This window comes from Pseudomonas sp. GW821-FHT03C07 (genome assembly GCF_059420925.1).
The window spans coordinates 82,223-105,167 of the sequence record NZ_JBWKUQ010000011.1 but is presented as its reverse complement, the minus strand read 5'-3'; the positions used below and the strand labels follow the sequence as shown (position 1 = coordinate 105,167).

Here is a 22,945-nt window from a genome sequence, read left to right as displayed (position 1 = left end):
CGAAGCAGCGTATGACGCGCTGGTGAAGTTGAAATAGGGAAGGGTGTTCGTTCGGCAGGACGCCGAGGGAGTGGAGTCTGTTGTCACCGTGGCCAGCCTTAAAAGGCTGGCCCGCTGAAAAAAGGTCCGGGCAATGCTGGCGGAGATCTTGCGGCGGCCGGGCTATGAGAAGCAACTGGTGGCGGCCAACCCTGCGTGCCAGTAAGTTTCGCCACGACCTTCCCGTCAGGTTGTTATAAAGGGGAGCAATTTTTCAATGATCGGATGGGCTCGAGTTGCGAGCTCTTGCGTTTTCGTGATGATCTGATTGGTGACCGATAGAGTTTCGAGGACCTTCTTCGCCATTCTTTGTCCTTCTGGCGACGCTTCCTGAATTTCAGAAACATTTCTTACTATAGCGCCAACGGCTTGGTCGCTGAGTTCTTCAATCTTGTCGGGACCGCCGGCTAAATAGCTCAGTAGTCCAGCGTGAATGGCCTCGATGTGCTTGGTGAAAAGACGTTTAAGCTCGTCTGAAAGATCAGAGTCCAAGCACTCCTGGAGCAGTTTTGATAGCTTTTCGGTAAACGTGATAATTTTTTGTCTAATCTCAGCATCGGCGGCCGGATAGCAGTTTGACAGGAGATGGTTGCCGAATACCAGCCCTTGAAGGGTAACGCAGTTGAGATAATTTTTACAGTCTTGCCACTGACTGATAAAATCGCAGCTGGTCAGCATAACTTCGATACTGAACAATGGCGTCAAGTAGATTGTAATTTCACCCTTCGCGTTGTCTATAATTGCTTTTTTGCCTGCCTGGACCAGTTCGTATATATCGGAAATGCCCCTTGCAATTTTTAACGTGTCCACAATGTGGCAACCGAATATTGCAGCCCAAGCATCATTCGTCGTCATTGTGCCTTGGATCCGTGCGCCTTCCTCGGCGAACCGCAGAAGCTTTCCAACGGGGTTATTGCCTTCGCTCATCCACCACGCTGTCATTACGCTGTTATTCCTGAGCCAAAAGGGCCCTATTGGGGGAGGGAAGGCACTTGCGATAAACGCTAAGCTCCTGACTTGTATGGATTATTTTTTTGGGTAGATCGGATTTTGCCCCCCAACGTGTGGATTTCAAGACCATCGCTCTACCAACTGAGCTAAATCCCCAATTACCGTGCAATACAGAGTAGGCAGATTCTAAACAAGGCAAAGTGCTACCGTCAAATAGCTTGTTTAATCATCTCAAACCCCCAATTCCTGGTGGAAGAAGGGGCCATGGGAGATTTTCTCTACGAGAGTTGATCGGCGGGGAAACTACCCTCAAGAGTGTGGAGGAGGGCTGAATGATTGGTGGTGTTCGTTCGGCAGGACGCCGGAGGAGGCGGGGCGCTACGCCTCGTTTTGATCGTTGCTGGGGGCCAAAGCCAGCATCCATTGGGAGATGGCAGACTGACGCCAGGCGACAGAGTTGGGGCCTATTCTAAATTGTTTTGGGAATGTTCCTTCTCTGATCCTGCGGTAAACCGTGTTCCGCCCAAGGCCGGTTATGTGGAGCACCTCGTTGAGGCGCAGGAAGCGGTCGATATTCTCTGCTGCCATTTGTATCTCCTCGCCGCGTGCGACTTGAGTGTCACCGGTGAGTGGTAGAGACGAAAAGCCCGGCACGGGGCCGGGCTATTTCCAGAGGGGGGGGGCGCTGATCCGTCAGCTGGTTTGAGTGTAGGACAGTTACTAGGCGGTCGGTAGCGAAAAGCCAGAGCGTGTCGTAATCGACTACGGCTTGCCTGCGGGCGACAGCGGGGCTGGCGCAGAAACAAGAAGCCCGGCGCTGGGCCGGGCTCGAGGAAGACAAACTATGTAGATAAATTTCTAGGCAATTTTAAGTGGCGATTTTAATGAGATGCCTGGTCACGGATGTGATTGTCAAATTTTGACTTCATTTCTAGAGCCAGTTCTCCAGCTTCATCTTCTAAGAATATCTCTTTACTGGATGGTATTTTTCGCAAGATACTCAATGCTTGATTAAATGCGCCTGCCAGATTTTGTTCTGTTGGTTTGCTGACGATTAAGTACAGTTTAAATTCTTCGTTGCTGTTCTGAATGCTAGTCATTTGTCCAAGCCAGCGATGTGCTTTGTCCTTCATGTTGTCAGAGTCGGACAAGTCGAATGATATAGGCTCTACACAATGCCATATTCCGTTTTTCCATGCGTGCTTGAATTCAAGTTCATCATCAAGAACGGAAATTTTCTTTGGTGAGAAAGTTTCTGCAGGTATGAACTCCTTTAGATGTCTTTCAAAATCTCGCCAAATATCTTGCTCTGTCCTTCTTGCGCGAGCTTCAGGTGCATCGTGAAAGCTAACATATCGTTCAAATATCTTATCTAGCTCTGAGCTCGGGGTCAGCGAAAGACCTGAAGATATTTTGCTCCATTGGAGGGCGCTATCGTCTGTCTTAAGTGTTTCAGCGATAAAGCTTGAGAGCGGAGTGTCGCCCTCAAAATCTAGGCCGACCTTAATTCTGTTGTTTATTTCGTCAAATCGATTTGAAATGTGTTTGAGTACGGATTTCAGATGATTTCTATCAAGATCTGGAAATGTTGCAGATATGCGCGTGGTTCGAGACTTGCATTTCAGCTTAAGAAATTTGTCTTCCTTGCAATAAACTACTGCGCCAATATTGATGAACTCGCCAGTAATGCGGTCATGTACATATTTCAATATCGAGAAATCATATTTTTTAAGTTTCATTGCAAAACCCTCTGAATTTCAGAGAAAGCACTATCTGCGTTGTCTCGTAAATTTGTAATGTATTCGACTATCCGCTGAGCCGAATTGTTCCCTGCATGCCAATCTCTCGGAAGGGCGTTAACATATTCTGACAGCCGATCATCTGAGATTGCCAAAAGACGGCCCTTTAGCTCGGCGAAATCGAAATTATGGTTTTTCGCAAGCGTCCAGAAGATGTGTTTTTCAGGTGCGGCTAGCTCATCACCGCCGCCAAGCTTCCACGGCTCCTTCCAGAAAAGCGCGTCCAGGATAAAAGCGAGGTCGTGATCGATGATGATTGCGTTCTCTCCTTTGACCAAGCAATTTGGGTTTCCTGGTGCGCGGTCGGTATTCGCAATCAGAGTGTCAAAAACGAAAATATGCACAGCTCGCTGCACCACTGGGCCACGCAAGGGCTGAGTCGGGGCGTAAATTGTGTAACCGCCTGGCAAGGCGGTCGATCCAAACGCGAATTTTGAGCTCTTGCCCAGCAAGTGATTTACTTCCGGATAGTCAGGACCCGCAGTAAACCCTTCCGGAATCTCGACCAGGACGGGCTCTGGGATTGGCAGACCTAAATCGGCGGCCAAAAACGCAGCTAACGACTCCCGAATCAATCCGGTAGGGCCCGTTTCACATCCTGTGAACTTCACGATTACGTCTGTCCTTTGGTCAGCTTCATCGGTGCATTCAATCATGCAAGCCTTATTACGCCCTGCGGAAGCCGGTCGATCAAATCGAACCGCATACAATCGTTTGAACATGCGCCATCCTTTGCAGCCTAGCACGTCATGGTGACAAAATTTTCGCGATTCTACAGCTTCCAAAAAAATGTGAAAGCAAAACGCCATATGCGGAACTCACTTGTCGTCGTAGCACACGATGACCCTGTGGGCTGCATAAGGCACCAGGCCCCAACAGTTTGGTATGGTTAATCCTGCACAATGCTTTCTGCCCTTGCCTCACGCACGCGCCGCATAGAATTGATTCAGCGCTATAAGCTCCAACACAGCCACCATCACGCAGAATGCGACGAATCCACGCGTGAAGACCCGACGAGGTCTAACGCCGGACGACTGAAAACTACCGATCGCACCGAGCGTATCGGAAAGCACCTCTAAAAGAGCCATCAGCCATTCCCCTTTACCCTAGTGATACGTCCGTCCTTCACCTCGTCTGCATACCCCGCCAGCTTGTCAGCATCCTCATAGAGCTTGCCAACCACTCTGATCAGTGCCATTGCATCGGCACCGCTGAGTCGGCTTGCCAGTCTGCCCAGGTCGACACAGGACTGCTCGAGGTTGAACGCAGCCTCTGCCAGGTCGCGACGCAATTGCTGATTCGGTTTCGTCAGGCCCATAGGTACTCCTCTACTCAGGATTGCTCCATGCAATCCTTCCCGCATTCACCTCGTCCGCATAATCCTTCAACTGATCTGCCTGCCCGTGAAGCTTCTCGATTTTTTCCATGGCGACCAAGAGCTCTGCATCACCACATCGTTTCGAGATCCTGAAAAGGTCATATGCTGCGTCTTCAATGGCGAAGGCTGCGGCTGTCAGATCGTGTTGCAACTGCTGATTTGGTTTCGTCAGTCCCATGGGGCCCCCTACACGTCCTTCTGCGTCGATGGTGTGTGGTACCGGGCTAGCATGAACAAAATTTTGAGTCGAGCTCAAGAGCGCTGAGCTATGGAGTGTCACTCGGGTGAGTTGAGCACTGCCAGGCTCATGCTAATGAACTCGAGGTTGTTGTCCAGTGGCCAGAGTGCGGCGCGGATGTCGGCAACCTCGGCAGAGCCGCGCTGCTCGACCCAGTTGGCTAATTCCTCGATCACTGCTCCCAGGGCGAGCTGGTTCTCGTTGAGCCTGGTGAGCAGGGCTGGCAGCAGCCCTGTGTTGAGCATATTCAGGCGCGTCCTGTGGTGCGCTCATTTAATTTTGGAAAGATCGAGAGTCCAGACTGGTTCCTCTGGCTTGGTAGACCGCTTCTCCGGTGGGCCTACAACTGCAGCTACCGTGACGCAGGGCCACCCACTGACCTTTACGGTGTGCCTGATGTTGTTCTGCTTAAGGTTGTTGATCTGCCCAGCCTTCAAGTGTGATCCAGTCAGTTCGCAAACTTCTTCATGGGTGAGGAATTCGATCATACATGGCGCCCTGATTTCGGTGAGTAGTGAAGTGGTTCGCTGATCGGCTTGAGCAGGCCACCTGAGACTTAATCAGTGTCGGAGGCGCATGCCTCTTCCGCCCGACCTTCAGCGCCTTGTTCTCCCCGTCGCGGCATGCCCGCAAAAACTCCCGTACATCATCCTTAAGCCAGCAATGCCTGGCCCCCATCTTGAAGCCCTTAGGCAACCAGTCCACGCCGCGGCGAATCCCCTCCCTGATCGAAGCCTCAGTTCGTCCGATCATTTTTCCCAAGCCTGCTACATATACGACTTCGCATTCATCTTCCATAAGTTCTCTCCAGAGTTTACTAGAGGGCTAGCACCACTACTGACGAGCGTAGTAGTCAGGCGAGTCCATTTCCCCTTGCGCACCAGATAATAATCCCGGTGCTTCAGATACATGCACGCCGGCAGATGCTGGTCTTTCTTTCGGGCGCGTATTCTCAATCCTCATGCAAGCCGGAGTTCCGGATCCTTCTTCAGTTGAGCCCCGCCGAGGCGCCCGAGTACAACCTGGCGCAGGACCTTGGGTTTACCGTATCCATCAATCGCAAATCCGTATTTCTCCGCCTGCAACCATTTGATTTGGGCGTAGGTCTTCACGTAGCCGGTTAGCTCGGCCACTTCTTCTGCTGTCAGAAACATAGTAGAGCTCCATGCGGCCCCAATGGCGGCACAAGGTGGTTATTTGGTTTTTTTGGGTCTGATCTGAAGCAGTTCGTCCAGTTTGCGCTCTGCTTGAGTAGCAGGGACTGATCGGATGAGCCCGGATTGCTTGTTGGGGGGCGTTGCGTGCAATTTGCTGTTTTGGCGTGGTCCTGGCGCAACACTTGCGTCAGCCTCTGCATCGATCATGGATTGGAGTCTTTCAGCGTGAACCCTCAATGGTCCGAAGCTTCGCACGCAAGGGATTCGCCCCTCTTTTGCCAGGCGATAGGCTGTCGTTCGACCAATGCCCAATAAATCGGCTGCTTCGGTAATCGATATCAGGGTCATGACCGTCCTCCGCAGATTAAGTGGTGCTACAGGATAGCGCAGCCATCACCGTCTCTTATTCACCTTAGCGGTTGCTCAGCCCCCCTTACAGCAAGTTTTTACAGTCGTGATCTCGTGTTTCGGCCAGCCTGGAATCCATTAATTTACGGCCGCTCGCGCATCAGGCTGACCGTTATCAAGATCAGGCCTTCCCAATTCCTGCCGCGGTCAGGGCAAGTACAAGGTCTACGACGGGCTGGCGCGGTACGTGGCTGCGGGTAGGAGGCTCGGGTGAGCTGCTCTTGAGGCTGAATTGCTTTTGCAAAACCCTCTCGTAACTTATTGATTGTTATAGAGCAAAATGACGCTTTTTGACTTGACTGATTTATGTTGTTTTTCTATATAAATCATAAGGATAGAGGTAATCTCCCTGCGACCTTGACATGGTGGGGGTCGTTGGTTCGAGTCCAATCGCGCCTACCAAACAAAATCCGCTCTGCTGGGCGGTCAGAAAGGGTCAACCGAGAGGTTGGCCCTTTTTGGTTTTTTGGGTACTCACTAAAAAATACGCATATTCATAGGCTTAGCGGAAAGAAAAGGGGTTGACACACTTTCGAAATTCCGTAGAATGCCGCCTCACAGCAGGCACGTAGCTCAGTTGGTTAGAGCACCACCTTGACATGGTGGGGGTCGTTGGTTCGAGTCCAATCGCGCCTACCAAACAAAATCCGCTCTGCTGGGCGGTCAGAAAGGGTCAACCGAAAGGTTGGCCCTTTTTTTGCGCCTTGCGTTTGACGAATCTTCTTGCGTATCGGACTAGTGCCTTTCAGGTCGGCGTCCGCGACCGCTTGAGGGGTGAAACGCAACTCCCGAAAGGGTGTTGTTGAGTGTCACGCTGTTCGTCGCCAGCCTTCTTTGTTTTGTCTTCTCTTATGTGTGTGCAATACAGGAGGTGGGGCAGTGAAGGCTACAATTGTTCTCCTTAGGCTGACCGGTATCGTTCTGCTGATGGCTGTCGCCATTTATCGTGGCTGCAAGCAGGCAGCTTCTGGTGCGGGTCCTCGCCCATCTGATCGTGAACTGCTGGATCGAGCGATTACCGAGTTGCAGGCGCTCCGGGCGGAGGTCAGCTATCTCGGCAGAAAAATTGAAGAAAGGCAGGAAGTGGGCTCGGGAAGCTCCGGAAGTGCAGGCTTGAAGTTACATGCTTTGGCGACGAAGCTCTAGCCTCTGTTCTGGCGCTGGTCGAAATTCCTAGGCTCCCGGACAATGCGTTCATGAGTGTTGAGCTTCCAAGTGCTCGCCATTGAGTGGGCTTTTCTTTCCAGGGTGTTTTTCGGTTGCGTCGGGGTATCAATGGTTCGGTTACTGGCGGTCTCCGGGAGCCTTCGGGCGGCTTCTTCAAACGCCTCGCTGCTGCGCGCCGCCGAGAGGCTCAGTCCGCAAGGAATGGCGATCCAGCATTATCTGGAAGTGGGGCAGTTACCGCATTTCGACCCGGACCTGGCCGACAATCCTCCAGTGATCGTTGTGGCACTGCGTGAGCTGATCGGTCAGGCGGATGGCATCCTGATTTCGTGCCCCGAGTATGCGCGCGGCATTCCGGGCTCGTTCAAGAATGCGCTGGATTGGCTTGTCGCCAGCCACGAATTTCCCGGTAAGCCGGTGGCACTGTTCAATGCATCGTCACGGGCGAGTCATGCACAGGCGGCGCTCAGGCTGGTGCTGGAAACAATGTCAGCCATTATCGTCGAACCGGCATCGATTACCGTGAATCTGCTAGCCAAAGAGATGGATGAAGTGGGCATTGCAGCGGACCCGCAGCTTCGCCGACAAATCGTTTCAGCTCTGGAGGCATTCAAGGGCTGGATCGATGGGGAGGCCCAGGTCCTGTAGGCGTCGCCGCTCGATGGGCTGAGGACGCTGCGGTGCCCTTCATCCTTGACGGTCCACCGCGAACATGTGAGGGCTCTATCGCAGGACGCGATTCTCTCGAGCGATGCCTTTGTCTGGGTGTTCGGGTTTGTCGGTCGGGCGCTGTTGTATCGAGCGTTTCCATTCGGTTGTCAAACCCATCTCAAGAGTGCGCGCATGCCCGTATTGGAAAAGACCACGTTGATCAAAGGGCGCGGTTGCGCCGAAGTGTTCGAGTTCTGCCTGGACGGCGCCAACTTCCCGAAGATTTTTCCGGAGCGTGTCACGCCGCTGGGCAAGATCGACATCGCCGATCTGCGTATCGAGCAGGGGCGCGAGTTCCGCTTCCGGCACTGGATGTTCGGTTTTATCCCGGCCAACTGGACCGTGCGTATTCGTGAGGTCAAAGATAATCAGTACTTTATCGATGAGATGGTCAGAGGGCCGCTCAATGCGTTTCGCCATGAGCATCGGGTCGAGGTCGCCGAGGGTGGGACGCTCTACACCGATCGGGTCACCTATCGGGCTATCGGTGGCGCAGCGCTGGAGTGGCTGTTTGTCGATGAGTACATGAGACGCATCTTTGACGCGCGCCATCGGAATATGCGGCAGTTGCTGGATATCGCATGATTGTCATTCAAGTGGCGGGCACCTCAAGCAACTGAAGCCACTCTGACGGTCGCGGTTGACCCGTGCGTCGATCTTCGGTGTGTGGCGCTGCGCCTGCATCATTTGCTCTGAGTCCTGGGTGTAATCGAAACGCCCCCTTTGTTTTTCGGTGGGGTGAAGGTCACTGCCTGTAACAGTGCCGAGCCCGCCCATTTTCCCTCCCGATTCCCTCCCGCTTTGAACCTGCGCATGCACCAGAAAAACTCATGGCGCCCCAAAACCGTTCAATCGTCCGGCTTTTTTTCTCCCTGTCTCAGGGCTCGATCTGTCTGATCCGTGGTTTCCAAATAGGAAACTTTTAGGTTTTACAAGTTGCTCCATTCACATTTAATTTCCTCTTTATGACGTACCTTAATGAAAAATATGGGTGGTTTTACCCATGTTTGTTTAGGATTTTGTATTTGTGGCCTTGTATTTGCTAGGTGAAAATCAGGTTATCTAATTGGAAACTCAAGGATCGTCCAATGCCGAGCAAAAAAATCGAAATGCCTGCGGCCGAAACCGTGACCGGGTCATCGGGCAGCACCGACCCGTTCAACGTCGGCAGTCGCTTGCGGGCGCTGCGTCAGGCCAAGGGCATGTTGATCGATGAGGTGGCGCAGAAGGTCGGCGTCAGCAAGTCCTTCATCAGCCGCTTCGAGCGCGACACGGTGCAGGCCTCGGTGGCGACCTTGCTGCGGATCTGCGAAGCCATCGGCATCAAGCCCGGCGAACTGTTCGAGCCACCGTCGACCCGCTTCGTCGCGGCCGGGCAAGGCGCGCCCATCAGCCTGGGCGGCGAGGGCATGCGCGAGTACCTGATCTGCGGTGCCGGCAACGAACACATGATGGCGCTCTATTCGGTGATCGAGCCGGGCGGCGGTTCCGGCACCGAGCCTTACACGATCAAGGCCGCCGCCGACCTGGTGCACGTCCAGAGCGGTTGCCTGGAGATGCGCGTCGCCGAGGAAACCTACCTGTTGCGCGCCGGCGATACCCTGACCTTCGCCCCCAGCGATCCACACACCTGGGTCAATCCGTCGAAGGACGAAGTGTGCACGGCGTTGTGGGTCATCGTGCCGCCGCCGGCCTGACCCCGCTGATCTTTCTTTCCCACTGGCATGAGGAGCGAGTCGATGTACAAGCTGGCAGTGACCGATCTGCATAAAAGCTACGGCGATCATCAGGTGATCAAGGGCGTCAGTCTCGCCGCCCGCTCCGGCGACGTGGTGAGCATCATCGGCTCCAGCGGTTCGGGTAAAAGCACCTTCCTGCGCTGTATCAATCTGCTGGAGCACCCCAGTGCCGGGACCATCCAGGTCAACGGCGAGTTGCTCAATACCTGCCGTGATCGGCGCAGCGGTTCGCTGCGGGCCCAGGACCCGGCACAGTTGCAGCGCATGCGTGGACGCCTGGCCATGGTCTTTCAGAACTTCTGCCTGTGGTCGCACATGACCGTGCTGGAAAACGTCATGGAAGCGCCGATGTATGTGCATGGCCTGAGCAAGGCCGAGGCCCGCGAGCGTGGTGAGGCCTATCTGCACAAGGTCGGCCTGAAGCCCTCCTGTCATGGCCAGTACCCCGCGCAACTGTCCGGTGGCCAGCAACAACGCGTGGCCATTGCCCGGGCCCTGTGCATGGAGCCCGAGGTGATGTTGTTCGACGAGCCGACTTCCGCGCTCGATCCCGAATTGGTCGGTGAAGTGCTCAAGGTCATGCAGACCCTGGCTGAGGAGGGCCGGACCATGGTGGTGGTGACCCACGAGATGGGTTTTGCCCGGCATCTGTCAACCCAGGCGTTGTTCCTGCACCAGGGCCGAATCGAAGAGCAGGGCACGCCGGCGCAGTTGTTCGAGCAGCCGCGCAGCGAGCGCTTGCAACAGTTCCTTTCCGGTCGTTTGAAGTAGGACGCCGCCATGTCGCGAGTCATGAACGATATACCGCTGGCCCTGGATCGTATCGATGTCGCGATTCTCGACATCCTTCGTGATGAGGGTCGTATCACCTACCAGGAACTTTCCGAGCGCGTGCACCTGACGCCACGGCCTTGCCTTGAGCGTGTGCGCAAGCTGGAGAAGCTCGGGGTTATCCGGGGCTACGGCGCGATTATCGACCTGCCACGGTTGTCGTCCGGTGTTTCGCTGCTGGTGATGGTGGCGCTCTCCAACCAGAACGGCCGTGTGGCGCAACGCGCTTTCGAGTCGAAGATGTGCGAAAGCCGTGAGGTGATCGAATGCCAACTGGTTGGCGGCGCCTTCGATTACTGCCTGCGCATGCACTGTCGCGACCTGGAGCATTACCGGGTGCTGACCGAGCAATGGTTCAACGATGTCGAGCTGCATATCGATCGGCTGGTCAGCCATCCGACCCTGGCCTGCGTGAAGCAGTCGGTCGTGCCGGCCAGTGCTTTTCTGCCTTGAGCCGGAGCCTGAAAAGACCCAGCCGAAGCCGCTGCGCCCGGTTCGGGAAAACAGCCGTATCGCGTGCGACAAACGGCGTTTACGACGGATAAATCCAAGGCCTCGACGTTAGCCTGTAACCCTGAAAAGACGCTGTTTCAACGGCGCTGCGTTGCCGCTGTTCAACACTGCCGAACCTACGACCCAACCCTAGGACGCACTTATGAACCGTATCTCCAAGCTGTTGTTCGCCACCCTCTCAATGGCCGTCGCTACCGGCGCGCTGGCAGAGCCGATCACCATCGCCACCGACGCGACGTTCCCGCCGTTCGAATCGGTGGACGGTTCCGGCAAGCTGGTCGGCTACGACGTCGAACTGGCCCAGGCCGTCTGTGATGCGGCCAAGCTCGATTGCAAGATTATCAACGCGGCCTGGGACGGCATGATTCCCGGCCTGATCAGCAACAAGTACGACGCGCTGATTTCGCAACTCACCGTCACCCAGGCCCGGCGCAAGATCCTCGCTTTCAGCGATATCTACGATCATCCGGTGTTTCGCTTTGTCGCGCACAAGGGCGCCAACCTGACGATCTCGCCCGAAGGCCTCAAGGGTAAGGTGATTGCCGTACAGACCGGCACGCCGATGGATGCCTACGTCACCAAGAACTACACCCAGAGCACCATCAAGCGCTACGACAGCGGCAGCGCGCCTTATCTTGAACTGAGCAGCGGGCGTGCCGACGTGCACATGAGCTATCAGGCGCAAATCACCCACAGCTTCCTGAAGGGCGACAGCGGCAAGGATTTCGAACTGGTCGGTCCGCTCTTTACCGGCAAGGACGCCCCCGAGTTCGGTGAAGGCGTGGCCATTGCCATCAACCAGAAGAACGCCGCGTTGCTCAAGCAGATCAACGAAGGCCTCGGCGAAGTGCGTGACAGCGGCAAGCTCGATGCCCTCAACCGCAAATACTTCGACGCGCAGTAACGCCCATGTTGAGCGACTACATCAGCAGTGTCTTGAGCGCCGGCTGGATCACCTTCCAGTTGGCCCTGACGTCCCTGGCCCTGGCGGTAGTCCTGGGCCTGGCCGGGGCGCTGTGCAAACGCTCGGAGCAGCGGGCGTTGCGGGTGCTCGCCGAGATCTATACCACCCTGGTGCGCGGCATTCCCGACCTGGTGCTGATGCTGCTGATGTTCTACAGCCTGCCGGCCTTGCTCAACCAATGGATCGGCGCGGCGGGTGGCCGCTACAACGTCGATCCGAGCCCGTTTCTGTCCGGGGCGCTGACCCTGGGGCTGATCTTCGGGGCCTATATGACCGAGACCTTTCGCGGCGCGCTGGAAGGCATTCCGCAGGGCCAGTTGGAGGCGGCGCAAGCCTATGGCCTGGGGCGGGTGAAGACCTTGCGCAGCATCATCCTGCCGCAGATGGTGCGCCTGGCCTTGCCCGGCTTCACCAATAACTGGCTGGTGCTGGTCAAGGCCACCGCGCTGGTGTCGCTGATTGGCCTGCAAGACATCATGTTCCGGGCCAAGGGCGCCGCCGAAGCCACCGGCAAGCCCTTCACCTTCTATCTGTTGGCGGGCGGTTTCTACCTGCTGATCGCGGTGTTGTCGCTGACCCTGGTCGGCTGGCTGGGCAAACGTTACTCGCAGGGCGTTCGGGAGTTGGCGCGATGAATTGGGATGTGATCTACGACAATCTGGACCTCTACGCCCAGGGGCTGCAACTGACCTTGCTGCTGACGGTGGTTGCGCTGGGCACCAGCTTCTTTCTCGCCCTGGTGCTGGCGGTGGCGCGCAACGCGGCCAACCCGTGGCTGCGGCATAGTGTGGCGGCCTACACCCTGGTGTTTCGCGGCACACCGCTGCTGATTCAGCTGTTCTTGATCTACTACGGGCTGGCCCAGTTCGACCTGCTGCGCGGCAGCGTGTTGTGGGTCTGGCTGTCCAATCCACTGTTCTGCGTATTACTGGCTTTTATCCTCAACACCACGGCCTACACCACGGAAATCTTCGCCGGTGGCCTGCGTCACTTACCGCCCGGAGAGGTCGAGGCGGCGCGGGCCTACGGCATGACTCCGTGGACCCTGCTGCGACGCATCATGCTCCCGGCGATGCTGACCCGGACCCTGTCGTTGTACGGCAACGAGACCATCATGATGCTGCATGCCACCTCTCTGGCGAGCACGGTCACCCTGATGGAAATCACCGGGGTGGCGCGCAACATCACCCTCAATCACTACATCCAGTTCGAACCCTATGTCACCGCCGGCGCCCTGTACCTGGGTCTGACGATGGTGCTGGTAGTGGCCTTCCGTTTCGCGCAACAGCGCTGGGCCAGCTACCTGCAACCGCGTCGCGGTTGAGCGGTCGTTCCCTTTTTTGTCCAACTATCAGGAGACATCTGCCATGAGTACTCGCGACAAGCGTCAATTCGATCTGCTGGGCGTCCCTTTCGACGGTGAGTCGACCCTGGGCTGGCCGGGCTCGCGCTTCGCCCCGGCGCGGGTGCGTGAAAGCGCCAAGTGGATCAATATGCGGATCCAGGATGGCCAGGTCTATTGCCTGGAGACCGACAGCTTCATGGAGGTCGGTGAGCATCTGCTGGTGGATCGCGGCGATGTTGCGGTGGTCCCCCATGACACCCAGAAGACCTTCCTCGCCACCCGCCAGGCAGTGCGCCAATCGATCGAGGCCGGCCGGGTGCCGGTGGTTATCGGCGGCGACGACAGCCTGCTGTTTCCAGTGGCCCAGGGCGTTTGCCAGGCCCTGCCAGGGCGTGTCGGCGTGATCCATTTCGATGCGCACCTGGACCTGATGGACGACAGCGTCAAGCAAGGCCGCTTCAGCCAATCGAGCGGCATGCGTCGCGCGCTGGAACTGGAGCAGATCCATGCGCCGGACTGCATCCAGGTTTGTGAGCGGCACTTCAACTTTCCCGCCTCGGGCCGTTTCAAACATGACAACGACCTGGTTCACCTGAGTGCCCGCGAGGTATTGCGGCTCGGCCCGCAAGCTACGGTTGAACGGATCCTCGAACGGGTCAAGGGTGCCGATCATCTGTTCCTGTCGTTCGATATCGATGCCATCGATCCGGCCTTCGCGCCTGGTGCCGGCGCCCACGAGCCAGGTGGCATCAGTTCGGCCGAAGCGCTGGAGATGGTCGAGTTGCTCGCCCCGCACTGTGCGGCAATGGCCATTACCGAGGTCAACCCGACCACTGACGTCGGTGACATGACTTCGACCCTGGCGGCCTATCTGGCGTTCTCCTTTGCGGTGTACGGCAGCCAGGCGCGGGGCTGAAATTCATCGGCTCGATCAATCAGGAGCCGACCGCCGACTTTGGCGTACGTCGGCTCTTTCCTGTCTTGGCTCCCGTCGCCTTGCGTTTCTTCTTCCAGGGCGCCGCGGCTTGTCCCGCCATCCCGGCCGGCATCGTGATCTGCAACTTCAATTCGACACAGCGTCCCACCTGCTTGCTCATCCAGGCCGCCTGCTTGGCGACAAACTCTTCCAGGCTCATCTCGCCGCTTTGCACCATATCCAGTGCCTGTTCCCAGATCGCCGTGGTGCCCGGGTCGGCAATCGCCCGCGGTACCGCATCGATCAGGCTGAAGGCTGCCGGGGTGGCTGACAGGCTTTTGCCGTGCTTGACCAGGTAACTTCGATCGAGCAAGCCCTGGATGATGCCGGCGCGGGTGGCTTCGGTGCCGATGCCGGTGGTGTCCTTGAGTTTCTGCTTGAGGCGCGGGTCCTCCACATACTTGGCGACGTTTTTCATCGCCTTGATCAGGTCGCCTTCGGTGAAAGGTTTTGGCGGTTGGGTCCAGAGGTCCTTGAGGTCGACCCGGCTCAGCGCGCACTCGGTGCCTTCGCGCAACGCCGGCAAGGCCTGCGGTTCGGGGGCTTCGCGGCCCTTGGCCGGTGCCAGTGCTTCAGGCAGGGCGCGTTTCCAGCCGGGTTCGACGATCTGTTTGCCCACGGCCCGCAACGCCTCGGCCGCGCAGTCGAAATCGGCCTGGGTCCGGTCATATTCGTGATGGGGCAGGAACTGCGCCAGGTAACGGGCGCGAATCAGGCTGTAGACGGCGCGCGGCTTGCCCTGCAAGCGTTCGAGGCTGGCGCCGCTGCCCGTCGGGATAATGCCGTGGTGGGCGGTGACCTTGGCATCGTTCCAGGCTCGCGAACGGCGCGTCGGATCAAGATAGGGCGCCAGTTTACCCAGGCTCGGATCAGCCTGTTCCAGGGCCGCGAGGACCCGGCCGGCATCGCCGTGCTGACTCAGGGGCAGGAAGCCGCAATCGCTGCGCGGGTAGGTGATGATTTTATGGGTTTCGTACAACGCCTGGGCAATATCCAGTGTCTCCTGGGCACCCAGTCCCAGTCTTTTTGAGCACACTTCCTGCAAGGTGCCGAGATCAAAGGGCAGGGGGGCGGCCTCGCGAATCCGCTCGGTCTTGAGCTTCACCACCCTGGCGCTGGTCGCCGCGCCCATGGCGCTCGCGGCCTGCTGGGCAAGGGCCTGGTTGAGGCAACGGTCCTGGTCGTCGCAGGCGTCCTGCGGCGCTCGCCACTGTGCGATAAAGGGCTGGTCGTCGTGCCGCAGGTGCACGTCGATCGCCCAGAACGCCACCGGCACGAAGTCGGCGATGCTGCGGTCGCGGTCCACCACCAGGCGCAGGGTCGGGGTTTGCACGCGCCCCACCGGCAGCACGCCCTGATAACCGGACTGGCGGCCGAGCAAGGTGAACAGGCGACTCATGTTCATACCGATCAGCCAGTCGGCCCGCGAACGGCCCAGGGCCGAATGATAGAGCGAGAAGGTTTCACCACCGGGCTTGAGCGCCGCCAGCGCCTTGCGGATCGACGCGTCGTCCAGCGCCGACAGCCAGAGCCGCTGGATCGGCCCGCGATAGCGACAATGCTCCACCAGCTCACGGGCGATCATTTCCCCTTCGCGGTCGGCGTCGGTGGCAATCACCAGTTCTGTGGCCTCGCCCAGCAGGCGCTTGACCGCCTTGTACTGGCTGGCGGTCTTGGGCTTGACCTGCATCTTCCATTTTTCCGGAACGATCGGCAGGTCGGCCAGCACCCAGCGTTTGTAGCGGGCGTCGTAGGCATCCGGCGGGGCGGCTTCCAGCAGGTGGCCGATGCACCAGGTGACGGTGGCATTCGGCCCCACCCAGCAGCCGTCGCCACGGCGGGTCGCACCGAGCACGGCGGCAATGTCTTTGGCCTGGGAGGGCTTCTCACAGAGGAACAACCGCATAACCACTCTCATTTCAGCGCGGGGTCTTGAAGTTGCACAGCATGCTTAGTGTCGAGCGTTCGGGCAATCATTATCTGTATAAATATACAGCTTTATTTCACCAACTATAGTCCATGTGCGCAGATGGTTAGGCAACTCTCAATTGTCCCTTATACGGAATCAATGATTCTCTTTTTATGGTAATTGTCTCGATTTTGTCCTGCGCATAAAGTGACATCCAAGCCAGGCAGCACAGTCCTCATACCGGAGAGCGCCAGGCCCGGCTGACAAACGACGAACGCACCACTACCCGACATCAAAAGGAACGCGCCATGTCTATCCGTGAACTGCTCAACCCAACCAACTCCACCCTGATCCTGATCGACCACCAGCCGCAGATGTCCTTCGGCGTGCAATCGATCGATCGCCAGACCCTGAAGAACAACACCGTGGGCCTGGCCAAGGCGGCGAAGATCTTCAATGTCCCGACGATTTTCACCTCGGTGGAAACCAAAAGCTTCAGCGGCTACATCTGGCCGGAGCTGCTGGCGGTGCACCCGGACCAGCAGCCCATCGAGCGCACCTCGATGAACTCCTGGGAAGACAAGAAATTCGTCGAGGCGGTAAAGGCCACCGGTCGCAAGAAATTGATCATGGCCGCGTTGTGGACCGAGGTGTGCCTGAACTTCCCGGCCCTGGAGGCCCTGGCCGAAGGCTTCGAGGTGTACATCGTCACCGACGCTTCCGGCGGCACCACCCAGGAAGCCCATGACATGTCCGTGCAACGGATGATTCAGGCCGGCGCCGTACCGGTGACCTGGCAACAGGTGTTGCTGGAGTTCCAGCGTGACTGGGCGCACAAGGAAACCTACGACGCGGTGATGGACCTGGTGCGCGAGCACAGCGGCGCCTACGGCATGGGCGTGGACTACGCCTACACCATGGTGCACAACGCACCGCAGCGCCAAGCCAAGTAGTGAAGTGAGTCGGGCGCGCTCGCCGCGCCCGACGCCTCATTTCATCGCGCCTTCACCGGGAGACCTGACATGCTCACTCGCTCCTTGTTGACCTCTCGCACTTGCGCTGACTGGGCACTGCTCTGGTTGCGCCTGTCCGGTTCGGCCTTGCTGTTGCGGGTCCATGGCCTGCCCAAGCTGATGGACTTCCAGCATCAACTGACATTGATCGAAGACCCTTTCGGCCTCGGCGCGCACCTGACCCTGAGTCTGGCGATTTTCGCCGAGGTGTTGTGCCCGTTGCTGATCATCCTTGGCCTGCTGACCCGCCTGGCCACGCTGCCAGTGTTGTTTCTGCTGCTGGTTTCACTGGTGTGGGTGCACCCGCAGTGGAGTCTGGCTGAAGGGCAATTCGCCTGGTTGCTGCTGATCGTCTTCGTCGCCTTGCTGATCGGCGGCTCCGGGACTATCGCCCTGGACCGGCGTTTCACCGCGTTCACCCGCCTGGGGAGCCTTCGCCCATGAACATTGAAATGCTGGACGGCGTGGTGACCCTGCTGGTCCGCCATCGGATCAAGAAAGGCCAGGACCAGGCCTATGAAACCTGGTTGCGGCGCATCGTCACCACGGCCCGCGGTTATCCGGGACATCTGGGGGTCGATGTGGTACGTGGGCACAGTCACGGGCAAACGCTGTTTACCAGCGTGCTGCGTTTCGCCTCAACCGAACAATTGCAACACTGGCTGGACTCCAGTGACCGTCGTGAGTTGGTGGAAGAGGCCCAGCCCATGCTGGCCGACGGCGACCAGACCGAAATCAACGCGGACCGCGAGTTCTGGTTCACGCCAGCCGAAGTCGGTTCGCCCAGTCCGGTGCCGCGCTGGAAGCAGGCCTGCGTGACCTTCCTGGTGATTCTGCCGCTGAGTTTCCTGGTACCGATGTTGTGGCGCCCGCTGTTCGTCCAACTACCCTGGCTGGGCGGCTACGTGCAAGCCAATGTGCTGATCACCCTGAGCATCGTGTTGTTGGTGGTCTATGTGTTCATGCCTCGTGTGACCCGCCTGTTCAGCCGCTGGCTGCAACCGGCAAGCAACTGATTTCGCCGACCGGTACATTCCGTCAAGCAAGGAGAACTGATATGAGCAATGTGATCGCTGACCTGATTCTGCACAACGGCCGCCTGCACACGGTCGACCGCGCCCAACCCGAGGCCACGGCGGTGGCGATCAAGGACGGTCGCTTTATCACCGTGGGTAACGACGGCGAGGCCATGGCCTTGCGCGGCAGCGCCACGAAGGTGATCGACCTCAAGGGCCGCACCGTGATCCCCGGCCTCAACGACTCGCACCTGCACCTGATCCGTGGTGGCCTGAACTACAACCTGGAACTGCGCTGGGAAGGCGTGCCCTCGCTGGTGGACGCACTGCGCCTGCTCAAGGATCAGGCCGAACGCACCCCGGCGCCGCAATGGGTGCGGGTGGTGGGGGGCTGGAACGAATTCCAGTTCGCCGAAAAGCGTATGCCGACTCTGGAAGAACTGAACAAGGCGGCGCCGGACACCCCGGTGTTTGTCCTGCACCTGTATGACCGTGCCTTGCTCAACCGGGCGGCGCTGCGGGTGGTCGGCTACAACCGCGACACGCCTAACCCGCCGGGTGGCGAGATCGTCCGCGATGCCAAGGGCGAGCCGACCGGTATGTTGATTGCCCGACCCAACGCGATGATCCTCTACTCGACCCTGGCCAAGGGACCGAAGCTGCCACTGGAGTATCAGGTCAACTCGACCCGCCAGTTCATGCGTGAGCTCAATCGCCTGGGTGTCACCAGCGCCATCGATGCCGGCGGTGGTTTCCAGAATTATCCGGATGATTACGAAGTCATCAACGAACTCGCGGCCAAGCAGCAACTGACTGTACGGATCGCCTACAACCTGTTTACCCAGAAGCCCAAGGAAGAGCTCGCGGATTTCAAGAACTGGACCAGCAAGGTGACTTACGGCCAGGGCGACGACTTCCTGCGGCACAACGGGGCAGGTGAGATGCTGGTGTTCTCGGCGGCGGATTTCGAGGATTTCCTCGAACCGCGCCCCGACCTGCCGCAGACCATGGAACAGGAACTGGAGCCGGTGGTCCGCCATCTGGTGGAGCAGCGCTGGCCGTTCCGTCTGCACGCCACCTATGACGAATCCATTTCGCGAATGCTGGATGTCTTCGAGAAGGTCAATCGGGATATTCCGTTCAATGGCCTGCCGTGGTTTTTCGATCACTGCGAAACCATTACGCCGAAAAACATCGAGCGGGTGCGGGCGCTGGGCGGCGGTATCGCCATTCAGGATCGCATGGCCTTCCAGGGCGAATATTTCGTCGAACGTTATGGCGCCAAGGCTGCCGAGGCCACGCCGCCGATCAAGCGCATGCTGGCCGAAGGCGTGCCGGTGGGCGCGGGCACCGATGCCACGCGGGTGTCGAGCTACAACCCCTGGACTTCGTTGTACTGGATGGTCAGCGGGCGCACCGTCGGTGGGCTTGAACTCTATCCCGAGGGGCTGCCACGGGAAACCGCGCTGGAGTTGTACACCCATGGCAGTGCCTGGTTTTCCTCGGAGCAGGGCAAGAAAGGCCAGATCAAGGTCGGGCAACTGGCGGACCTGGTGGCGCTGTCGGCGGACTATTTCAGCGTCGAGGCCGAGGCCATCAAATGGATTGAATCGGTGTTGACGGTGGTCGACGGCAAGGTGGTGCATGCGGCGGGTGATTTCGACAAACTCGCACCGCCGACGCTGCCGGTGACTCCCGACTGGTCACCGGTGGTCAAGGTGCCGGGACACTGGCGGCCGAATTCACCGTTGCAGGCCCAGGTGCACCAGTGCAGCGGTCCTTGCGGGGTGCATGCCCATGGTCACGAGCGGGCGCGGATGTCGAGTGTACCGGTCAGTGACTTCCAGGGTTTCTGGGGTGCCTTTGGTTGTTCGTGTTTCGCGTTCTGAATCACAAACAGACGGCGCGCAGATCTTGTATTGATCCCGGGACTCGCAACGCAGTCCGTGTAGGAGCCGGCTTGCCGGCGATGCGGTCTTATAGTCGACATCACTGTCGCCTGGAAAATCGCATCGCCGGCAAGCCAGCGGCTACAGGGCACTGTTGTACCCTTAATGTGCATCTGGCGAGGCTGCCGCGGCAGGCGGTGGCTTCACCTTATGCATCAGCGGGACCAAGGCCGTGGCAATGATGAAACAGACCATGATCACCAGGAAGGTATCGGCATAACTCTGAGTCTGCGCCTCGCGGTAGGCCAGTTGCCAGAGCTGCCGCAGGCTGGCGGTAAGGCCCTCGCTGCCAGTCTGGCCGAGGCTCGCGAAGTTGCCGCCGACCGTGCTCATCCACTGGTTCAGCGCTTCGTTGGTGCTGTTCAGGTGCTCGGCCAACCGATTGAAATGCAGGTTGGTCCGATCGTTGAGGATCGTCGCACAGGCCGCGATCCCAATGGCGCCGCCCAGGTTGCGCATCAGGTTGAACAGGCCCGAAGCCTGCTTCAGTCGTGCCGGTGCCAGGGCGCCGAGGGTCAAGGTCACGGTGGGTGGCACGGCGAATTGCTGGGCCATGCCCCGCAGTGCCTGGGGCAGCATCAACTCCTTGCCGCCCCAGTCATGGGTCAGCGGCGAGAAGTCCCACATCGACACGGCAAACAGGCCCAATCCCAGCATCATCAGCCAGCGCAGGTCGACCCGGTTGGCAAAGAACGCGTACAGCGGAATCGCCGCCAGCTGGAACAGGCCGGTGGAGAACACCGCCAGGCCAATGTCCAGCGCGCTGTAGCCGCGCACCCGGCCGAGAAACAGCGGGGTCAGGTAAATGGTCGCGAACAGCCCGATGCCGGTGACGAAGGAAAAGAAGCAACCCAGGGCGAAATTGCGCTCCTTGAGCGCACGCAGGTCGACCACCGGATTGGCCACCATCAGGCTACGGCTGACAAAGGCCAGCCCGGCCAGGCCGGAAATCCATGCGGTCGCCAGGATGGTGCTGTCACTGAACCAGTTCCAGCGCGGGCCTTCTTCCAGGGTGTATTCCAGGCAGCCGAGAAACACCGCCATCAGCAGCATGCTCAGGTAGTCGGCGCCCTTGATCAGGCGCAGGTCCGGCTCGTCGATCCGCACCAGCATCGGCACCACCACGGCGACGAATACGCCGGGCACCAGGTTGATGTAGAACAGCCAGTGCCAGGAGGAAATATCGGTGATCCAACCGCCGATCACCGGGCCGAGGGTCGGGGCCAGGGAGGCGATGGCGCCGATGGTCGAGGCGGCGATGACCCGCTGCTTGCCGCTGAAGAACATGAACGCCGAGGTAAAGACCAGCGGGATCATCGAGCCACCGAGGAAACCCTGCAAGGCACGAAACACGATCATGCTCTGAATGTTCCAGGCCGCGCCGCAGAGCAGGCTGGCCAGGGTGAACCCCACCGCCGAGGCGCAGAACAGCCAGCGCGTGGAAAACACCCGCGACAGCCAGCCCGACAGTGGGATCACGATGATTTCGGCGATCAGGTAGCTGGTCTGCACCCAGGCGGTTTCATCGGTACCGGCCGACAGCCCACCGCCGATATCGCGCAACGAGGCGGAGACGATCTGGATATCCAGCAGGGCGATGAACATGCCCACGCAGAGGGTGGCAAAGGCGAATACCTTGACCGAGGTGCTCATCGACGCCGCATCGAAAGGCTTGGCCGGGGTGCGGGTGCTCATGGTGTGCTGACCAGTTGGCTGGCGGCGCGTTCATCGGCGGGACGACTGGCGACGCCGCTGGCGCTGTGCAGGGTATCGACTTCGGCGATGACCGAAAGGCCAGGACGCAGTTGCCCGAGCACGCCGTCGGCCTGGTCGAGCATGACCCGGACCGGCACCCGCTGGACGATCTTGGTGAAGTTGCCGGTGGCGTTTTCCGCGGGCAGCACGCTGAACTGCGCACCAGTGGCTGGAGCCAGGCTGTCCAGATGGCCGTGGAACACCTTGCCGGGCAGCACATCGGCACGGATGGTCACGGCCTGGCCGGGGAGCATGTGGCTCAGTTGGTCTTCCTTGAAATTGGCGTCAACCCAGAGGCCCTGTTGCGGTACCACGGAAAGCAACTGCGAGCCGGCCGCGGCAAAGGCACCGACCCGGGCCCGGCGGTTGCCGATCACGCCGTCCAGCGGCGCCCGCAATTCGGTGTAGGAGAGGTTCAGACGGGCCATATCGCGTTCGGCGACCGCTTGCATCAGCGCGGCCTTGGCTTGCAGCTTCTGAGTCTCGATCACGTCCACTTGGCGTTGATTGGCCAACAATGTGGCTTGCGCCTTGGCGCCATTGGCTTGGGCGGTCTTGAAGGTGGCGTCGACCCGCTGGGCGCTTTCCACCGACACCGCCGAGCGACCCACCAGGCTTTCATAACGGGCATGGTCGTTGCGCGAGCGCACCGTTTCCGCATTGGCCGCATCGATTCCGGCCCTGGCCTGGCTGATCACCGCGTGTTGTAACTGTTCGGTGGCATCCAGGTTGGCCAGCAGCGCCTGTTGGGCTGCTACCGCGCCTTCGGCCTTTTGCAGGGCGGCGAGGTAGTCGCGGTCGTCGATCTTCACCAGCAGGTCGCCAGCGTGCACGAACTGGTTATCGGTGACCTTGAGCTCGGCGATATAGCCCGGCACCTTGGGCCCGATCACCGTCACATCGGCGCCGATATAGGCATCGTCGGTGCTTTCGATAAAGCGCCCGGCGGTCCACCAGTGTCGGGCGTAGAAACCGGCGAATACCAGGGCGCCAGTGACCACCGTCAGCAGTAGAAGGCGCTTGAGCAGCACCGGTTTTTTCTGAGCGGCCAGTTCAGGAGCAGCGGCCGAGGACAGGTTGGTCATGG

The 22,945-nt window shown here is 58.7% G+C and carries 27 protein-coding genes and 1 tRNA gene; 15 read left to right on the top strand and 13 right to left on the bottom strand.

All coding sequences use genetic code 11. The features are described from left to right. Positions 1-225: 225 nt before the first annotated feature. From AC07VG_RS20970 to AC07VG_RS20925, 10 genes are all read right to left on the bottom strand, one after another. Positions 226-981 (bottom strand): hypothetical protein, encoded by a 756-nt coding sequence (locus tag AC07VG_RS20970; protein ID WP_495021805.1) that lies wholly within the window; start codon positions 979-981, stop codon positions 226-228. A 387-nt stretch (positions 982-1,368) separates the two neighbouring features. After that, positions 1,369-1,578: a helix-turn-helix transcriptional regulator gene (locus AC07VG_RS20965; protein WP_248769049.1), complete on the bottom strand. Its 210-nt coding sequence runs from the start codon at positions 1,576-1,578 to the stop codon at positions 1,369-1,371. Positions 1,579-1,871: 293 nt separating this feature from the next. Further along, the gene (locus AC07VG_RS20960; RefSeq protein ID WP_495021804.1) at positions 1,872-2,729 is read right to left on the bottom strand and encodes a DUF3037 domain-containing protein; all 858 of its coding nucleotides are present in this window, start codon (positions 2,727-2,729) and stop codon (positions 1,872-1,874) included. Continuing rightward, a complete protein-coding gene (locus AC07VG_RS20955) occupies positions 2,726-3,511 on the bottom strand; it encodes a HipA family kinase (protein WP_495021803.1) in 786 nt (261 codons plus the stop codon). The genes AC07VG_RS20960 and AC07VG_RS20955 overlap by 4 nt, the downstream gene beginning before the upstream one ends. Before the next feature lie 365 nt (positions 3,512-3,876). Then, entirely contained in the window at positions 3,877-4,107 is a 231-nt protein-coding gene (locus tag AC07VG_RS20950) for a hypothetical protein (protein ID WP_495021802.1), read from the bottom strand. A gap of 10 nt (positions 4,108-4,117) precedes the next feature. Beyond that, on the bottom strand, positions 4,118-4,345 hold the full coding sequence (locus AC07VG_RS20945) for a hypothetical protein (RefSeq protein WP_495021801.1): 228 nt from the start codon (positions 4,343-4,345) through the stop codon (positions 4,118-4,120). 98 nt (positions 4,346-4,443) lie between these two features. Then, the gene (locus AC07VG_RS20940) at positions 4,444-4,650 is read right to left on the bottom strand and encodes a hypothetical protein (protein ID WP_495021800.1); all 207 of its coding nucleotides are present in this window, start codon (positions 4,648-4,650) and stop codon (positions 4,444-4,446) included. A gap of 24 nt (positions 4,651-4,674) precedes the next feature. Beyond that, positions 4,675-4,893 carry a DUF4224 domain-containing protein gene (locus tag AC07VG_RS20935; protein ID WP_495021799.1) on the bottom strand — a complete coding sequence of 73 codons (219 nt, stop codon included), beginning with the start codon at positions 4,891-4,893 and terminating at the stop codon, positions 4,675-4,677. A gap of 471 nt (positions 4,894-5,364) precedes the next feature. After that, positions 5,365-5,559 carry a DUF4224 domain-containing protein gene (locus AC07VG_RS20930; RefSeq protein WP_495021798.1) on the bottom strand — a complete coding sequence of 65 codons (195 nt, stop codon included), beginning with the start codon at positions 5,557-5,559 and terminating at the stop codon, positions 5,365-5,367. A 39-nt stretch (positions 5,560-5,598) separates the two neighbouring features. Continuing rightward, positions 5,599-5,910 (bottom strand): helix-turn-helix domain-containing protein, encoded by a 312-nt coding sequence (locus AC07VG_RS20925; RefSeq protein ID WP_495021797.1) that lies wholly within the window; start codon positions 5,908-5,910, stop codon positions 5,599-5,601. A gap of 622 nt (positions 5,911-6,532) precedes the next feature. On the opposite strand from AC07VG_RS20925, the gene AC07VG_RS20920 reads away from it, so the two are divergent. The 11 genes from AC07VG_RS20920 to AC07VG_RS20870 all read left to right on the top strand — a co-directional run bounded on the left by AC07VG_RS20920 (position 6,533) and on the right by AC07VG_RS20870 (position 14,156). Further along, positions 6,533-6,609: transfer RNA gene (locus tag AC07VG_RS20920), tRNA-Val, on the top strand. A gap of 240 nt (positions 6,610-6,849) precedes the next feature. Beyond that, positions 6,850-7,116 (top strand): hypothetical protein, encoded by a 267-nt coding sequence (locus AC07VG_RS20915; protein ID WP_495021796.1) that lies wholly within the window; start codon positions 6,850-6,852, stop codon positions 7,114-7,116. A 69-nt stretch (positions 7,117-7,185) separates the two neighbouring features. Beyond that, complete coding sequence (locus AC07VG_RS20910; protein WP_495021795.1) at positions 7,186-7,785, top strand: NADPH-dependent FMN reductase; 600 nt, start codon at positions 7,186-7,188, stop codon at positions 7,783-7,785. Between the two features lie 195 nt (positions 7,786-7,980). Beyond that, positions 7,981-8,433, top strand: coding sequence for an SRPBCC family protein (locus tag AC07VG_RS20905; protein WP_495021794.1), 453 nt, complete (start codon positions 7,981-7,983; stop codon positions 8,431-8,433). A 503-nt stretch (positions 8,434-8,936) separates the two neighbouring features. Beyond that, positions 8,937-9,545 carry a helix-turn-helix domain-containing protein gene (locus AC07VG_RS20900; RefSeq protein ID WP_495002016.1) on the top strand — a complete coding sequence of 203 codons (609 nt, stop codon included), beginning with the start codon at positions 8,937-8,939 and terminating at the stop codon, positions 9,543-9,545. 42 nt (positions 9,546-9,587) lie between these two features. Continuing rightward, positions 9,588-10,358, top strand: a complete 771-nt coding sequence (locus AC07VG_RS20895; protein ID WP_495002015.1) for an ABC transporter ATP-binding protein — start codon at positions 9,588-9,590, stop codon at positions 10,356-10,358. A gap of 9 nt (positions 10,359-10,367) precedes the next feature. Continuing rightward, a complete protein-coding gene (locus AC07VG_RS20890; protein ID WP_495002014.1) occupies positions 10,368-10,871 on the top strand; it encodes an Lrp/AsnC family transcriptional regulator in 504 nt (167 codons plus the stop codon). Between the two features lie 202 nt (positions 10,872-11,073). Beyond that, positions 11,074-11,835, top strand: coding sequence for a transporter substrate-binding domain-containing protein (locus AC07VG_RS20885; RefSeq protein ID WP_495021793.1), 762 nt, complete (start codon positions 11,074-11,076; stop codon positions 11,833-11,835). A 5-nt stretch (positions 11,836-11,840) separates the two neighbouring features. Continuing rightward, positions 11,841-12,530 (top strand): ABC transporter permease, encoded by a 690-nt coding sequence (locus AC07VG_RS20880; RefSeq protein WP_495002012.1) that lies wholly within the window; start codon positions 11,841-11,843, stop codon positions 12,528-12,530. Continuing rightward, entirely contained in the window at positions 12,527-13,219 is a 693-nt protein-coding gene (locus AC07VG_RS20875) for an ABC transporter permease (RefSeq protein ID WP_495021792.1), read from the top strand. Before AC07VG_RS20880 ends, AC07VG_RS20875 begins: the two co-directional genes overlap by 4 nt. 43 nt (positions 13,220-13,262) lie before the next feature. Further along, the gene (locus AC07VG_RS20870) at positions 13,263-14,156 is read left to right on the top strand and encodes an agmatinase family protein (protein WP_495021791.1); all 894 of its coding nucleotides are present in this window, start codon (positions 13,263-13,265) and stop codon (positions 14,154-14,156) included. Positions 14,157-14,175: 19 nt separating this feature from the next. Here the strand turns inward: AC07VG_RS20870 and AC07VG_RS20865 are convergent, their stop codons facing one another. Then, a complete protein-coding gene (locus AC07VG_RS20865) occupies positions 14,176-16,122 on the bottom strand; it encodes a DNA topoisomerase III (protein WP_495021790.1) in 1,947 nt (648 codons plus the stop codon). A 311-nt stretch (positions 16,123-16,433) separates the two neighbouring features. Between AC07VG_RS20865 and AC07VG_RS20860 the strand changes: the two genes are divergently transcribed. From AC07VG_RS20860 to AC07VG_RS20845, 4 genes are all read left to right on the top strand, one after another. Next, positions 16,434-17,078 carry a hydrolase gene (locus AC07VG_RS20860; protein ID WP_495002008.1) on the top strand — a complete coding sequence of 215 codons (645 nt, stop codon included), beginning with the start codon at positions 16,434-16,436 and terminating at the stop codon, positions 17,076-17,078. 69 nt (positions 17,079-17,147) lie between these two features. Beyond that, positions 17,148-17,582, top strand: a complete 435-nt coding sequence (locus AC07VG_RS20855) for a DoxX family protein (protein ID WP_495002007.1) — start codon at positions 17,148-17,150, stop codon at positions 17,580-17,582. Beyond that, positions 17,579-18,154 carry an antibiotic biosynthesis monooxygenase gene (locus AC07VG_RS20850; RefSeq protein ID WP_495002006.1) on the top strand — a complete coding sequence of 192 codons (576 nt, stop codon included), beginning with the start codon at positions 17,579-17,581 and terminating at the stop codon, positions 18,152-18,154. Before AC07VG_RS20855 ends, AC07VG_RS20850 begins: the two co-directional genes overlap by 4 nt. Positions 18,155-18,204: 50 nt before the next feature. Next, positions 18,205-20,043 carry an amidohydrolase gene (locus tag AC07VG_RS20845; protein WP_495021851.1) on the top strand — a complete coding sequence of 613 codons (1,839 nt, stop codon included), beginning with the start codon at positions 18,205-18,207 and terminating at the stop codon, positions 20,041-20,043. Between the two features lie 162 nt (positions 20,044-20,205). On the opposite strand, the gene AC07VG_RS20840 is transcribed toward AC07VG_RS20845, so the two are convergent. After that, positions 20,206-21,798, bottom strand: coding sequence for a DHA2 family efflux MFS transporter permease subunit (locus AC07VG_RS20840; protein WP_495002005.1), 1,593 nt, complete (start codon positions 21,796-21,798; stop codon positions 20,206-20,208). Further along, positions 21,795-22,943, bottom strand: a complete 1,149-nt coding sequence (locus AC07VG_RS20835; protein ID WP_495002004.1) for an HlyD family secretion protein — start codon at positions 22,941-22,943, stop codon at positions 21,795-21,797. Before AC07VG_RS20835 ends, AC07VG_RS20840 begins: the two co-directional genes overlap by 4 nt. Positions 22,944-22,945: the final 2 nt, after the last annotated feature.

Excerpts from the sequence above, each read along its gene's own strand:
- AC07VG_RS20955 (WP_495021803.1), bottom strand. The coding sequence starts at position 3,511 with ATGTTCAAACGATTGTATGCGGTTCGATTTGATCGACCGGCTTCCGCA.
- AC07VG_RS20950 (WP_495021802.1), bottom strand. The coding sequence starts at position 4,107 with ATGGGCCTGACGAAACCGAATCAGCAATTGCGTCGCGACCTGGCAGAG.
- AC07VG_RS20960 (WP_495021804.1), bottom strand. The coding sequence starts at position 2,729 with ATGAAACTTAAAAAATATGATTTCTCGATATTGAAATATGTACATGAC.
- AC07VG_RS20875 (WP_495021792.1), top strand. The coding sequence starts at position 12,527 with ATGAATTGGGATGTGATCTACGACAATCTGGACCTCTACGCCCAGGGG.
- AC07VG_RS20850 (WP_495002006.1), top strand. The coding sequence starts at position 17,579 with ATGAACATTGAAATGCTGGACGGCGTGGTGACCCTGCTGGTCCGCCAT.
- AC07VG_RS20970 (WP_495021805.1), bottom strand. The coding sequence starts at position 981 with ATGACAGCGTGGTGGATGAGCGAAGGCAATAACCCCGTTGGAAAGCTT.
- AC07VG_RS20870 (WP_495021791.1), top strand. The coding sequence starts at position 13,263 with ATGAGTACTCGCGACAAGCGTCAATTCGATCTGCTGGGCGTCCCTTTC.
- AC07VG_RS20930 (WP_495021798.1), bottom strand. The coding sequence starts at position 5,559 with ATGTTTCTGACAGCAGAAGAAGTGGCCGAGCTAACCGGCTACGTGAAG.
- AC07VG_RS20965 (WP_248769049.1), bottom strand. The coding sequence starts at position 1,578 with ATGGCAGCAGAGAATATCGACCGCTTCCTGCGCCTCAACGAGGTGCTC.
- AC07VG_RS20900 (WP_495002016.1), top strand. The coding sequence starts at position 8,937 with ATGCCGAGCAAAAAAATCGAAATGCCTGCGGCCGAAACCGTGACCGGG.
- AC07VG_RS20940 (WP_495021800.1), bottom strand. The coding sequence starts at position 4,650 with ATGCTCAACACAGGGCTGCTGCCAGCCCTGCTCACCAGGCTCAACGAG.
- AC07VG_RS20890 (WP_495002014.1), top strand. The coding sequence starts at position 10,368 with ATGTCGCGAGTCATGAACGATATACCGCTGGCCCTGGATCGTATCGAT.
- AC07VG_RS20895 (WP_495002015.1), top strand. The coding sequence starts at position 9,588 with ATGTACAAGCTGGCAGTGACCGATCTGCATAAAAGCTACGGCGATCAT.
- AC07VG_RS20885 (WP_495021793.1), top strand. The coding sequence starts at position 11,074 with ATGAACCGTATCTCCAAGCTGTTGTTCGCCACCCTCTCAATGGCCGTC.
- AC07VG_RS20905 (WP_495021794.1), top strand. The coding sequence starts at position 7,981 with ATGCCCGTATTGGAAAAGACCACGTTGATCAAAGGGCGCGGTTGCGCC.
- AC07VG_RS20945 (WP_495021801.1), bottom strand. The coding sequence starts at position 4,345 with ATGGGACTGACGAAACCAAATCAGCAGTTGCAACACGATCTGACAGCC.
- AC07VG_RS20925 (WP_495021797.1), bottom strand. The coding sequence starts at position 5,910 with ATGACCCTGATATCGATTACCGAAGCAGCCGATTTATTGGGCATTGGT.
- AC07VG_RS20835 (WP_495002004.1), bottom strand. The coding sequence starts at position 22,943 with ATGACCAACCTGTCCTCGGCCGCTGCTCCTGAACTGGCCGCTCAGAAA.
- AC07VG_RS20855 (WP_495002007.1), top strand. The coding sequence starts at position 17,148 with ATGCTCACTCGCTCCTTGTTGACCTCTCGCACTTGCGCTGACTGGGCA.
- AC07VG_RS20880 (WP_495002012.1), top strand. The coding sequence starts at position 11,841 with ATGTTGAGCGACTACATCAGCAGTGTCTTGAGCGCCGGCTGGATCACC.
- AC07VG_RS20865 (WP_495021790.1), bottom strand. The coding sequence starts at position 16,122 with ATGCGGTTGTTCCTCTGTGAGAAGCCCTCCCAGGCCAAAGACATTGCC.
- AC07VG_RS20840 (WP_495002005.1), bottom strand. The coding sequence starts at position 21,798 with ATGAGCACCCGCACCCCGGCCAAGCCTTTCGATGCGGCGTCGATGAGC.
- AC07VG_RS20935 (WP_495021799.1), bottom strand. The coding sequence starts at position 4,893 with ATGATCGAATTCCTCACCCATGAAGAAGTTTGCGAACTGACTGGATCA.
- AC07VG_RS20860 (WP_495002008.1), top strand. The coding sequence starts at position 16,434 with ATGTCTATCCGTGAACTGCTCAACCCAACCAACTCCACCCTGATCCTG.